The sequence below is a fragment of the Arthrobacter sp. CMU6 genome, assembly GCF_059090205.1.
This window is the reverse complement of record NZ_JBNHFL010000030.1, coordinates 1-12295: the sequence shown is the minus strand read 5'-3', so window position 1 is coordinate 12295 and position 12295 is coordinate 1. Positions and strand designations below refer to the sequence as shown.

The following is a 12295-nucleotide window of genomic DNA, read 5'->3' as shown; positions in this document are numbered from 1 at the left end:
GGGGACACTCTTGCCAGCCGGTTCACTTAACCAACCTGTGGAGGAGTCCGGGCCCCCAGTGGGCGTGACATTCAAGCAAGCCGCGTGGGCGCTTATGTTTGTAGCCCTATATATTGCAGTTCTGGCAGTGGGAATTCTGGCTGCGGGGCTTTCGGGCCTCGTTGATTTCACTCCCGAATCCGTCATTCTCCTCATCCTCTGCGGTGCAACTGCAGCGGCTATGCTGGCCGTGCACATCCACCTGATCCGAAGAAACGACCTCAGTTTAGGCGGTCTCGGGTTCCTGCGATTCAGGCCCAGGATGCTTCATTTGTTTTGGCAAATCCCGACTGCCATTGTCATTTCCGCCTGGGCGCAAGGCCTCTTTCTCGCCGCCCTCACCCATCTGGGGATGGACAACACGTCCGCCGGCTCCTCGAGTGACACTTTGGCTAAACTTGCCGATCTGCCGACACCGTTCGTCGTATTGGGCTTCCTTATCGTCGCTGTGCTTACACCGCTGTGGGAAGAGGTGCTGTTCAGGGGTGCCTTACTCAGTGGACTTTCCCGGCGCTTCAGGCCCTTCGTGGCGGTGGCGCTGTCGGCAGCTCTGTTTGCTGCCTGCCACCTGGTTTTGCCCACCTTTGCATACCTCTTTGCCCTGGGCATCGCCTTGGCACTCGTCCGACGATTCCATCAGAACCTATGGGCTCCGGTGCTACTCCACTCCGTTAACAATGCGCTGGTGCTGCTCATCGTGCTGGCAGCGGCATGAGGTAGCGCGGCCCGTGACGGGCGCCAGCCGACTGCCAGTGCTGTCAGTGGGGCAGGCTTTCCTGGTCGCGGTGGGCGGCGGGTTCGATCTGGAAGGTGGAGTGCTCGATGCTGACGTCGAAGTGTTCGGCGACGCAGCGTTGCAGGTCCGCCAGGATGGTGGCGGAGTGGCCGTCGCGCATGCACTTGTCCTTGACGGTGACGTGGGCGGAGAGGATCGGGGTGCCGGAGGCGACGAGTGAGGCGTGCAGGTCGTGGACGTCGATGACGTGCGGCAGGGCCAGGATGTGCTCGCGGACCTTGGCCAGGTCCAGGCCGCGGGGCACGTTTTCCATGAGCACGTCGGTGGTGTCCCGCAGGAGTTTCAGGGTGCGGGGAATGATCAGCGCGCCGATCAGCAGGGATACGACGGCGTCAGCCCGCGTCCAGCCGGTGACGGCGATGATGACGGCGGCCGCGATAACCGCCACGGATCCGAGGGCGTCGTTGAGGACCTCGAGGAACGCGGCCTTCATGTTGAAGTTGTGATGCCGGCCCGAGGCGAGCACGAGCAAGCCGATGGCGTTGCCGGCCAGGCCGATGATGCCGAACCACAGCATGGTGGATCCTACGACCTCCGGGGGTTCGAAGAGCCGGCGGATGCCTTCGACGATGACGAACCCGCCCACACCCAGCAGCAGGGCAGCCTGGCCCGCCGCGGCAACGATTTCGGCGCGCTTGTATCCCCAGGTGCGCTTCAGTGTGGCCGGTTTCAGCGCCAGCGACGCGGCGATCAGCGCGATCAGCAGGCCGGCCGAGTCGGTGAACATGTGCCCGGCATCTGCCAGCAGCGCAAGGCTGCCCGTGAGTACGGAGCCGATGATTTCGGCGACCATCACCGTAAACGTGACGGCGAAAACGATGACGAGTTTGCCGCGGTTGCCGGCTGCATCGTCGGCGCCGGGGGAATGGTTGTGTCCGCTGCCCATGGGTCAGTCCTTCGGGCGGAGATTCAGCGTCAGGGGCTGTTGCCGGGCCTCGGACTCGCACCCGGCGCAGCAGTCATCCGCCATGCTTCCATGGCTGGCGGTGCCGGGGGACGCCTCAGTGTTCGGCACAGTGCAGCAGACGTCTCCCTGCCAGGCGTTGATGCCTTCCCGGACGGCGATGGCCGCGATCACCAGGGCGGCGCCGGCGTCCGCCCACCACCAGCCCAGCGTGCTGTTCAGGACCAGCCCGGCCAGCAGTACCGCGGAGAGGTAGGTGCACAGCAGGGTCTGCCTGGAATCCGCCACAGCCGTCTTGGAGCCGAGCTCCCTGCCGGCTCGGCGCTGGGCCCAGGACAGGACCGGCATGACCGCCAGGCTCAGGGCTGCGATCACGATCCCGGGGGTGGAGTGCCGGGCTTCTCCCCCTCCGGTAAGGGACCGGAGGGCGTCTACGCTGACAAAGGCGGCGAGGGCGAAGAAGGAAATGCCGATGAGACGCAGTGTCAGGTGCTCGCGCCGTTCCGGGTCCCTGGCGGAAAACTGCCAGGACAGCGCCAGCGCGCAGGCGACTTCGATCACCGAGTCCAGGCCGAAGCCGATCAGCGCCGAGGAGTCCGCGACGCCCCCTGCCCAGAGAGCCACCCCTGCCTCGATGAGGTTGTAGGTGATGGTCGCGGCCGCGAACAGCCGGATCCTAAGGCTCAGTACCGCGCGGCGTTCCGGGCTTTGGGCGTGGAGCAGTGCGGTCATGCGAAGCACTCCCCGTCGGGTGCACAGCAGGCGGGGTCCACCGCAAGGACGACGCCGATCAGGTCCTTGATCGCGTGGCCCAGCCGGGCGTCGGCGAGTTCATACCGGGTCCGCCGCCCGTCGGGGACGGCGACGACCAGGCCGCAGCCGCGCAGGCAGGTCAGGTGGTTGGACATGCTTTGCCGGGACACCCCGATGGAGTCAGCCAGATCGGAGGGATAGGACGGCGCGTCCGAAAGGGCGAGAAGGATCCGGGCCCGGGTAGGGTCCGAGACGGCGTAGCCGAACCTGGCCAACACCGGCGCCTGGGTGATCGTCTCCACGCCATCAAAGTACATGCGTAGATGTATTCAGGCAATGCTGTAGTTTCGTTGGGTACGATCGGCCGGCCGCCGCTGACCGGTCACGGTCCTTTTCCCGCTGAAAGGAACAATGCACGGGCAATCTCAGGACTCCATGCGACAAACGGTCAAGAATGCCTCAAGAAAAAAGCTTGACTTTCGGGTGGTATCTTGAGTCACCGTCCCATTCGGGCGGTGACTTTATTTCTGGCGCCTGCCGCGTACTCCGACGTGCGTTGTCGGCCGCCCGTGCAACTGGAAGCTGGGGCTTGTATGCGCTTTTTGAAGAAATTGCGCGCCGGAAGCGGTGCGCTGGCCGTTGCTGCAATGCTGGCCGTAACGACGGCCGTTCCCGCCGGTGCGATCACCGGTGACTACATCAAGGACAACGAGCACCCGTTCGTTGGGCTCATCGTTTTCTACGGTCCCGACGGCGGTTTCCACCACAGGTGCTCAGGTGCCCTGCTGACGCCGACGGTGTTCCTCACCGCCGGACACTGCACGGCCACTGGTTCCTCCGCCCGCGTGTATTTCCAGCAGGACGCCGGGGTGGACTGGAGCCCCTCTACCGGCACCGATCCGGACACGGGCTACCCGGGCGCCTGCGCGGACGGGACGCTGGGCACCCAGTGCGCCACCTCAAGCAAGATGTACAACTACGGCTACACCAGTATGGACGCCGTGCCCGAAACCAAAGACGCCGGCCTAGTGATCCTGGACCAGCCGATCGCGCTTGATGAGTACGCGCAGCTTGCCGCGCCGGGGACCCTAGACGCACTGGCCACCAGGCGCGGGCAGCAGGAAACCACATTCACCTCCAGCGGTTACGGCATCTCCGCGGCCAACCCGGCAGCAGGCGAGACCTCATTCCGGGAACGGCTCATGGCCCAGTCCAAGCTGACCAACCTCACCAGCGCAAGCGCGGACGGCTACAACGTCCAGACCAACGGCAACGGCAACGGCCTAGGCGGGACCTGCACCGCCGACTCCGGCGGGCCGCTGTTCTACGGCAGGGCCGAATCCAACATCGTCGCCGGCATCACGTCGTTCAACCACAACCGCTACTGCAAGGGAACGAACTTCTCGTACCGCACGGACAGGCAGGACGTGGTCGACTGGATCAGAGCCACCACCGGAGACGAGTTCTCAAACATCGCCTTCGCGCCCGCCGTCGGCTGACCTTCCGGCACCCGGGGCACTGCGCCAGCCACCCGGCGTCGGTCATTATTCCGACGGCGGGTGGCCACCCGCCGTCGAACGGCAGGGCCCTGCTCAAGTTACGCAGGCTATGCCAGGAACTCAGCCGCTGCCTTCACCGCCACGGTCCGCACGGCATACACCGGGGCGAACACCGGCCGCTTAGGCAGCGGCGGCTCAGGCGCCGGACGGTCGTGCACGAGCGGCAGGGCGGCGCGCTGCATGGCAATGCGCTGCCAGGCCCAGGGCAGGAAGTAATTCCGCGCCCAGGCGAGGTCCCCGGCCCTGGCGTCGCGCCAGCTACTCTGCGGCAGCGCCTTCGGCTCCAAGGGCTGCAGCGAATGCGGCACCTGCAGGGTATCCAGCACCTTCATGGCGATGGTGTGGTGGCCCAGCGGCGAGAAGTGCAGCCGGTCCGGGTCCCACATCCGAGGCTCCCGGAGCCCCGGCAGAGTCCACAGGTCCACGAGCAAGCAGTCGTGCGCGGCCGCGACAATCCGAATGTTCTCGTTGAAGATTGCTATCCGGGAGCGGCTCCGCCCCAGGATCGGCGTACGCCGCCAGTCCGGTCCGGCGAACAGCATGATGGTGGCACCAGTGGCACTCAGCCTTTCGACGCCGGCCTCCAGCTTGGCAGCCAGCTTGTCCGGGTCGGTCCGGTGGAACACCATGTCATTCCCACCGGCCGACAGCGTGATCAGGTCCGGCTTCAGCTCCAATGCCGGTTCCGTCTGCTGTTCAAGAATCTGGCCCAAGAGCAGGCCACGGATAGCCAGATTGGCGTACGCAAAGTCTGTCCGCCCCGGGCTGAGCTCCTCGGCCACCCGGTCGGCCCAGCCCCGCAGCCCTCCGGCGCAGCGTTCTTCCGGGTCACCAACACCCTCGGTAAACGAGTCCCCCATTGCCACATACCGGCTCCAGGGGTGTGGGGCCGTTGCGTCCGCAGCGGAGTTCCGGGGTCCAAATCGGCCGATGTGTTTCATCGCCTCGTCCTCTCCCTTACGCCCCTGGCGCGGTACGCCTGCGGCGTTATCCAAGGAACGTCCGAACCCTCCCGGAAATTCCTAAAAAATCCCTGCTTTTGTGAAAATTTTCCGCCACGGAGGGATTAATCCATTCAGTGCATCATTTCGTGGCGTCCGCTGTTTTGCGCGGCCGGCAACCCCCGAATCCACAAAAGGCGCCACCTTGAGCCTTCTGGAACAAATGCCCCCTTCCGCTAGCAAAAGCGGATACCGCCCGGGAGGCCGCACCAGGCCTGACGGACAGGGCGCTGGCGAGGATCTACTTAGCCCGCCCACTGGTCGGCGTCATCGCATGCATCCGCTGCGGCATTCCTGCTCCTGGCGGTACGTCGAGTGGCGTCAACTGTTGGCCGACCGCATTCCAGCGCTGGCCACAACGATTCCGTCCCGCACGTATCGGCACAACCACGGTGGCCCGGTGGCGTTCGGGGCCTGGTCATTGCCATGGGTCGGGACCGACGGCGGGCTGGGTGAGCCTTGAGTCATGGGGACCATCGGGCTCGTCCGCCGCCGGCCTCCTTCAGACTACGCCCACTGGTTGGAGGCAGATCAAGGAAGCATGAGGCGCCGGACCCATGATTGCTTTTTTCGTTGACGGTTCCGCGCCGACACGAAGGCGAACGGACCGTTGAGGCCCCAAGGCGCTCCCAGCTTTCCCCAAGGCCTCAAAGACAGACTTGTCTTACTGAGAACAGGTCAGCCGTCAGGGCAAGACGGCTGGTCCGATCGCCGGACCCGGGATGTACCCCATGCTTTCCGGGTCCGGCGGAAAGGGAGCGCAACGTACGCGACGGTGCCTCCGGGAATTTGGCATGCTAAAGGTTTTTCCAAGGTCGGCCCGGGAGAATCTTGCTTGCCGGACACTCGTCTGCCGCGCGATAACCGGCATGGTACCGGGACCGACGGAGCCCTCCCCGGGCCCGGTGCCTTAAAAGCTGCCGCGTTACTGCCTCGGCGGACCAGGGTGTCAGACCCCGGCCCAGCGGCGGAGCGTGCTGTTGATCAGGCCGATGAGAACGGCCGTCCACCAGCAGGCCTGGGAAATGCTGAGCGCCACCATCAGCCTGAGCCGCAGCCGGCGGCCGAGTTCGCCGAAGCGGGTGTGTGCGGGCAGGGCGAGCAGCTGGTGCATGGCCGGCGCGATGCTCAGCCCGTTGAGCATGAGCACCAGGACGCAGGCGAGCTTGATGACGGTGACCGGGTTGCTCAGGTCAGGGTCAATCAGAGCGCCCGAAACCAGCAGCAGGGCCAGTCCGCCCCAGATCAGCGGTTTCGCGGCGGCCTCCAGCTTCCCGGACTCATGCATCTGCACCTTGCCCAGCAGCCACAGCAGGCCCAGCCAGTCGACAACCAGGATGGTGCCGAAGGAAAGCACCAGAGCAAGGATGTGCACGGCAAGCCCGATCCTGTGCAGTTCCGGACCGCAATCCACGAAGTGGCCCACGAGCAGCGAAGCGGTCCACCCTGCCGTGCACAAGGCTCCGAGCAGAACCAGCCGGTTCCGCTGGTTTTTCCGGCCGGCCGGGGCACGGCCGGTCTGCGGTTCGTGAATGGTCTGCGATCCGTGACTGGTCTGAGGTGCGCCGGGCGGGGCCGGGGCAGGTGCTGCTGGGGACATGCTGCTGCCTTTCGGGGATGCCGGCATAGTGCCGGCGGGTGCGACCGTGCTGCGATGTACGGCCGCCATGCGAGGGGAGAGTGATGGTGCTTAGTTAGGTCAACCTAAATCGGGAGATTACAGCCCCGCATCGGAATTAGGCAAACAAAATGTTCGCTAATTTCTCCACCGCTTGTTCTAAGTGGTGCCGTGTCCCCTGGCGCCTGCCTCCGCGACGGAGCGGGTTCCTACGGTTGACGGCCATGTACCCCGACGGCGGGAGCGGGCGCCGGGCGACCGTCGTCGTACCTGTGCCCGGCTCCAGATCGACGACGATGCCGGGCAGGACAGTTGCCGGGGGTTTGGCACAGGCTTCGTTCCAGACCTGGCCACGGCCAGGGCGAGCACGGGAATGAACAGCAGCAGCCGCCCTCACGGTCCCCGGAAGAAGTCACTTCCGGGGATCCGCCCAAATCTTTGACAATTCTTGGATTGCCCCTGCACCTATCCTCGACGGGACTTCCCTAGCGTTGAGCCATGCAGCCACGAGCAATCCCCGCAGTATCCATCAGGGGCATCTTCTCTACGGAGGCGCCGCCCTAACCGACGCACCCGGATCCCTAAACCCTGCGCTGACCTCGTGTTTTGCTGGGGGACCAGTGAGCGGTATTGGGGGCCGCGGTCCCACCCTTCAGGGTCAACCAGGGCACAGGTTTTTCCAAATGGCGCGCCTCAATACTTCATTCGAAGCGTCAGACCGGGCGCCCCCAGGCGGAAGGCCCCTGTTGCACGCGGCACATGTTTCACGGCGTGAGGGTATTTCTCTGGCCGCCCGGTTAGTCAATCTTCCATCAGAATCTTTCGGCAGGCTGTGGGGCCCATAAATGAAGCACTTGAGAATAATCCTGTATTCGCATGACTCACTCGGCTTGGGGCACGTGCGGCGAAACCTCGCACTGGCCAGCGCGCTGAGCGACCAACTGCCCGGCCTGACCGGCAGGCAAGTCACCGGCGTCCTCGTGGCAGGCACTTCGCTCGCGCCAGGGTTCCGGATCCCTAAAGGGTGGGACTGGGTGATACTGCCCGGCGTCATGAAAGGCGCGGCGGGCTACGAGCCCCGGGGACCTCTCCGTTCCCCTGCAGGACCTCGTGTCCCTCCGGGGAAAACTGCTGGACTCGCTGTTGCAGGGCTTCAACCCCGATCTGGTGATCGTGGACCGGCACGCAACCGGCATCCAACTGGAACTCGAGGGAGCCCTGCGCCGGCTCCGTGCACGAGGGAACGCCCGGGTGGTGTTGGGGCTTCGTGAAGTGCTTGACTCCCCCGCGGCAGCCAGCGCCGAATGGGACGGCAACGGCGGTCCCCGCCGGGTCCAGGAACTCTTTGACGCAGTCTGGGTTTACGGCGACCGCTCGGTTCACGATCCCGTGGCCACCGGCGAAATCCCCTTCTCTCTGCGGCGGATGGTCAGCTACACGGGGTATCTGGCAGCCGGCCGGCCGACAGGTTCCGGAAAGCTGAAGATGCCCGGCAGGTACGTCATGACTACGGTTGGCGGCGGGGCCGACGGCTACGCGTTGGCCAAACTGGCCGCTGCCACCCCGCTCCCCGCCGGCCTCGGGCACCTCATTGTGGCCGGACCCCAGATGCCCAAAGCGCAAAGGCGCGGCCTGCGGCGGCAGGCGGGTCCCGGCGTCGTCATTGTGAAGGCGCTGGAGGACATGCTGGCGCACATCAGCGGCGCTGATGCGCTGGTTTCCATGGGCGGCTACAACTCCGTCTGCGAAATTCTCAGCACGGCGGTTCCGGCGCTGATTGTTCCGCGGGACCATTCCCGCTGCGAGCAGCGAATCCGGGCCGCATCCCTCGCCGCCGCCGGGTACCTCGAACAGCAGGAACTGGCCACCCTGACCCCCGACGTTCTGGCCGGCTGGATCGCAGACCGGGCAGGCACCCGTGTGGACCGCCGGGGAGCACAACTCGATGGGCTGACCCGGGTTCCGGTGCTGGCCGCAAAGCTGCTGAAGGCGCGTGAGACGGATCTACTCCGGCCCCACCCCGAGCCGGTCATCAGCGCCCAGCTCAACACCCTGGCGCAGAGTCTGCGGGGAGGTGCGGCGCATGCAGCCGTCTGAGCAGGTGACCGCCTACGTCCTGAAGATGTATCCCCGCTTCTCCGAAACGTTCATTGTCTCGGAAATCCTCGCCCGGGAGGCCGCCGGCGAACGGATCGAAATCTTCGCGCTCCGCCCCACCACCGACGCCAGGTTCCACCCCGAACTGGCGCGCGTCAAAGCCCCCGTCACCTATGTTGGCCGGCCGCAGTCCACCGGCGGCGTTTGGGAAACCTTCCGGGCAGCGGCATCGGCCGGCCTCATCGACGACGTGGCCCGGGCCTTCGGGGAACTCGCCGCGGCCGACCCGGACGATGCCATCCAGGCCATCAACCTGGCCGCCGAATTGCAGCGCCGCGACGTCCGCCACCTCCATGCACACTTTGCCTCCGCGGCAACCGCCGTCACCCGGCTCGCCTCCCTGATCACCGGGATCCCGTATTCGTTCACGGCGCACGCAGCGGACATCTTCCGCGACACCGTCAGCCGGGACGGCCTGCGGGCCAAGCTGGCCGACGCCCACCATGTGGTCACCATCAGCGACTACAACCTGCATTACCTGCGCCGCCACTTTCCGCAGCAGGCCGAGCGGCTCCGCCTGGTCCGGAACGGCCTGGAACTCGCCCGCTTCCCCTACCGCGATCCCCGGCCGGTCGGCACCACGGTGCGGGTGGCCGCCGTCGGACGGCTCGTGGAAAAGAAGGGGTTCCAGCACCTGCTCCCGGCGCTGGCGTCCTTCATCGGCTCGGGTGTCCGGGCGGACGTCCGCATCGCCGGGACCGGCATGATGGCCGGGGAACTGCAGTCCACCCTCGACGGGCTCGGCCTCAGCCGCCATGTCCGGATGCTCGGCCCGCAGACCCAGGACCAGATCCATGAACTGCTGGACTGGGCCGACGTCTTCGTCGCACCGTGCGTGGTGGGTTCGGACGGCAACGCCGACGGCATCCCCACCGTCCTGCTGGAGGCCATGGCCACCGGCACGCCGTGCATTTCCACCGCTGTCACCGGCATTCCCGAAGTGGTCCGCGACGGCAGCACCGGCGTCCTCATCGAACCCGGCAACCCCGCGCTGCTGGCCCAGGCGATCCTGCGGATCACCTCGCCCGCGACGGACAGGACGCTGCTGGCCCGCAACGCCCGGGCCCTCATCGAACAGGAGTACGACGCCGGGCGGCAGGCCGCTGCCCTGCGTCGCCTCTCGCTCCAGGCAGTTGTGCAACAGCCTGCTGAGCAGAGTTCCCTCGCCGAGGCGGTGGCCTGATGCGCGTCGCCTACATCTGTGCGGACCCCGGCGTCCCCGTCTTCGGCACCAAGGGTTCCTCGGTCCATGTGCAGGAGATCGTCCGGGCCTGGCGCCGGGCCGGTGCCGACGTCACGGTCTACTGCACCCGGGCCGGGAGCGACCGGCCGGCCGACTTGGCCGGGCTGCCCGTCGTCGAAATCCGGCCCCGCTCCGCCTCCGGGGCGGGCCGGGAGCTCGCTGTCAGGGTAGCTGCGGTTGCCTTGGCCCAGGCCGTCATCCGGGACGGCTGCGACGTGGTCTATGAGCGCTATTCGCTGTTCAGCCCGGCCCTGGCCATGGCCGCCGAAGCCCTGCGCGTCCCGGCCGTGCTGGAGGTCAACGCACCGCTGATCGAGGAACAGCAGCAGTACCGCGAACTCCACGACGCCGGCCTGGCGGAACGGATGCTGCGCATCAACGCCGCCGCGGCCAGCGCGGTGGCCTGCGTCTCCGAACCCGTGGTGCGGTGGGTGGAGAGCCGCGTTCCCGGAGCCAGCACCCTGCTGGCCCCCAACGGCGTCAACACCGGACGCATCACGCCGCGCCCCAACGGGCGGGATCATTCAGGCCGCCTGACCGTGGCTTTTGTGGGCACGCTCAAGCCCTGGCACGGCGTGGGCTACCTGCTCGAAGCCGTGGCCCAGGCCAACATCCGCAGCGCCGGGCCTGCATGGCAGGCGAAGATCATTGGCGACGGGCCGTGCCGGCAGGAGCTCGAGCGCACCGCCGCGCAGCTGGGCGTGGACGCGGCCTTCACCGGCGCCGTGGCCCCGGATTCCGTGCCCGGGCTGCTGCACGAATGCGACGCCGCGGCAGCACCCTACCCGGCAGCGGAACCGGGCCGGGACGACTACTTCTCCCCGCTGAAGGTCTACGAATATCTGGCCGCAGGACTGCCGGTGGTCGCGTCCGGCGTCGGGCAGATTCCGTCCATTCTGCAGCACGGACGCACCGGTTTGCTGGTGGAGCCGGCCGACCCCCGTGCGATTGCCGCCGCCCTGGGGCGCCTCGGCGCGGACCGCGCGCTGCGGGACCGCCTGGGCACCCAGGCGCGGGCGGCCGCCGTCGGGCTTTACAGCTGGGACGGCGTCCTGGCCACTATCCGCCAAGCACTGACGTTTGAAAGGAGCGTGGCCTGACATGGGCATAAGAGCCGTACCCAAAAGCGCCCCGCAGGCCAGGCCGGAGTCCGGGCTGCGCCGCACGCTGCGGTGCGTTCGCCCCCACCTGCAGGGCCACCGGTGGCTGATGGCAGGCGGATTCTCCGCCCTGGCGTTCGACGTCGTGTTCCGCCTCATCGAGCCATGGCCCGTGAAACTGGTGGTCGACGCCGTCTCCCGCGCCCTGGGCGCGACCCTGCACAAACCCGGGCCCTCCATGGACGCCGGTCTGCAGACACTGCTGTTGTGCGGGGCCGCCGTGGTGGCGATCGCGCTGGGCCGGGCGGTAGCCAACTACTGGTCCGCGATCTGCTTCGCGCTCATCGGATCCCGGGTGGCAACAGACCTGCGCGCCCGCGCCTTCCGCCACGTCCAAAGCCTGTCCATGCGCCACCACACCCGCGCCTCCACCGGGGACACCGTCCAGCGCTTGGTGGGCGACGTGTCCCGGCTGCAGGAAGTCGCGGTGACGGCGGGCCTGCCGCTGCTGGGCAACATGATCACGCTGGTCCTGATGACCGGCATCCTCCTCTGGCTCGACCCGCTGCTGGCCCTGGTGGTGTTCCTGGCCGGCGGGGTGTTCGTGCTCCTCTCGCGCTCGAGCACAGGCCGGATCACCGCCGCCGCGGGAAACTCCCGGAAGGGTGAAGGAAGCCTGGCCACCACCGCGGCCCAGACGCTCGGCGCCATCCGCGAAGTCCAGGCCTACGGGCTCGAGGACACCATCAGCACCGGCTTCCGCAAAAGCAACCAGGCCACCCTCGGCACCGGCGTGGTGGCACTGCGGCTGGCAGCCGGACTCGAACGCCGCACCGACGTCCTCATCGGCGTCGCCACGGCCGTGGTCCTGGCCGGCGGCGGCTGGCGCGTCCTGGAACACGCCATCACCCCCGGCGACCTCGTGGTGTTCCTGATGTACCTCAAGACCGGGATGAAACCCCTGAAGGACCTCGCCAAACAGACCGGCAGGATCGCCCGCGCCACCGCCTCCGGCGAACGCGTCGCCGACCTCCTCGAAGCCCAGACCGACCTCCCCGAAAACCCTCATGCCCGGACCCTGGACAGCGCCCGCCCGGACATTGCCCTGGACAACGTCTCCGCCGG

11 protein-coding genes are annotated in these 12295 nt (G+C 66.9%); 6 read left to right on the top strand and 5 right to left on the bottom strand.

The window, feature by feature from the left end; translation table 11 throughout:
* Nucleotides 1–58: 58 nt before the first annotated feature.
* Nucleotides 59–754 carry a CPBP family intramembrane glutamic endopeptidase gene (locus AC5RWD_RS18555; RefSeq protein ID WP_494021414.1) on the top strand — a complete coding sequence of 232 codons (696 nt, stop codon included), beginning with the start codon at nucleotides 59–61 and terminating at the stop codon, nucleotides 752–754.
* A 43-nt stretch (nucleotides 755–797) separates the two neighbouring features.
* On the opposite strand, the gene AC5RWD_RS18550 is transcribed toward AC5RWD_RS18555, so the two are convergent.
* The 3 genes from AC5RWD_RS18550 to AC5RWD_RS18540 are packed head-to-tail and all read right to left on the bottom strand — an operon-like array spanning nucleotide 798 to nucleotide 2809.
* Complete coding sequence (locus AC5RWD_RS18550) at nucleotides 798–1721, bottom strand: cation diffusion facilitator family transporter (RefSeq protein WP_494021413.1); 924 nt, start codon at nucleotides 1719–1721, stop codon at nucleotides 798–800.
* 3 nt (nucleotides 1722–1724) lie between these two features.
* Nucleotides 1725–2471, bottom strand: coding sequence for a cation efflux transmembrane domain-containing protein (locus AC5RWD_RS18545; protein ID WP_494021412.1), 747 nt, complete (start codon nucleotides 2469–2471; stop codon nucleotides 1725–1727).
* A complete protein-coding gene (locus tag AC5RWD_RS18540) occupies nucleotides 2468–2809 on the bottom strand; it encodes an ArsR/SmtB family transcription factor (RefSeq protein ID WP_494021411.1) in 342 nt (113 codons plus the stop codon). The genes AC5RWD_RS18545 and AC5RWD_RS18540 overlap by 4 nt, the downstream gene beginning before the upstream one ends.
* Before the next feature lie 285 nt (nucleotides 2810–3094).
* On the opposite strand from AC5RWD_RS18540, the gene AC5RWD_RS18535 reads away from it, so the two are divergent.
* On the top strand, nucleotides 3095–3991 hold the full coding sequence (locus AC5RWD_RS18535; RefSeq protein WP_494021410.1) for a trypsin-like serine protease: 897 nt from the start codon (nucleotides 3095–3097) through the stop codon (nucleotides 3989–3991).
* A 107-nt stretch (nucleotides 3992–4098) separates the two neighbouring features.
* On the opposite strand, the gene AC5RWD_RS18530 is transcribed toward AC5RWD_RS18535, so the two are convergent.
* Together AC5RWD_RS18530 and AC5RWD_RS18525 are read right to left on the bottom strand one after the other, a co-directional pair.
* Nucleotides 4099–4911 (bottom strand): SGNH/GDSL hydrolase family protein, encoded by an 813-nt coding sequence (locus AC5RWD_RS18530; protein ID WP_494021465.1) that lies wholly within the window; start codon nucleotides 4909–4911, stop codon nucleotides 4099–4101.
* 1090 nt (nucleotides 4912–6001) lie between these two features.
* Nucleotides 6002–6652, bottom strand: coding sequence for a hypothetical protein (locus AC5RWD_RS18525; RefSeq protein WP_494021409.1), 651 nt, complete (start codon nucleotides 6650–6652; stop codon nucleotides 6002–6004).
* Between the two features lie 1128 nt (nucleotides 6653–7780).
* On the opposite strand from AC5RWD_RS18525, the gene AC5RWD_RS18520 reads away from it, so the two are divergent.
* The 4 genes from AC5RWD_RS18520 to AC5RWD_RS18505 all read left to right on the top strand — a co-directional run.
* Nucleotides 7781–8767 (top strand): glycosyltransferase family protein, encoded by a 987-nt coding sequence (locus tag AC5RWD_RS18520; protein ID WP_494021408.1) that lies wholly within the window; start codon nucleotides 7781–7783, stop codon nucleotides 8765–8767.
* Nucleotides 8754–10010 carry a glycosyltransferase family 4 protein gene (locus tag AC5RWD_RS18515; RefSeq protein ID WP_494021407.1) on the top strand — a complete coding sequence of 419 codons (1257 nt, stop codon included), beginning with the start codon at nucleotides 8754–8756 and terminating at the stop codon, nucleotides 10008–10010. Before AC5RWD_RS18520 ends, AC5RWD_RS18515 begins: the two co-directional genes overlap by 14 nt.
* The gene (locus AC5RWD_RS18510; RefSeq protein WP_494021406.1) at nucleotides 10010–11170 is read left to right on the top strand and encodes a glycosyltransferase family 4 protein; all 1161 of its coding nucleotides are present in this window, start codon (nucleotides 10010–10012) and stop codon (nucleotides 11168–11170) included. The genes AC5RWD_RS18515 and AC5RWD_RS18510 overlap by 1 nt, the downstream gene beginning before the upstream one ends.
* A gap of 1 nt (nucleotide 11171) precedes the next feature.
* Nucleotides 11172–12295, top strand: a 1124-nt coding sequence (locus AC5RWD_RS18505) for an ABC transporter ATP-binding protein (RefSeq protein WP_494021405.1), incomplete at its 3' end; no start/stop codon positions are given.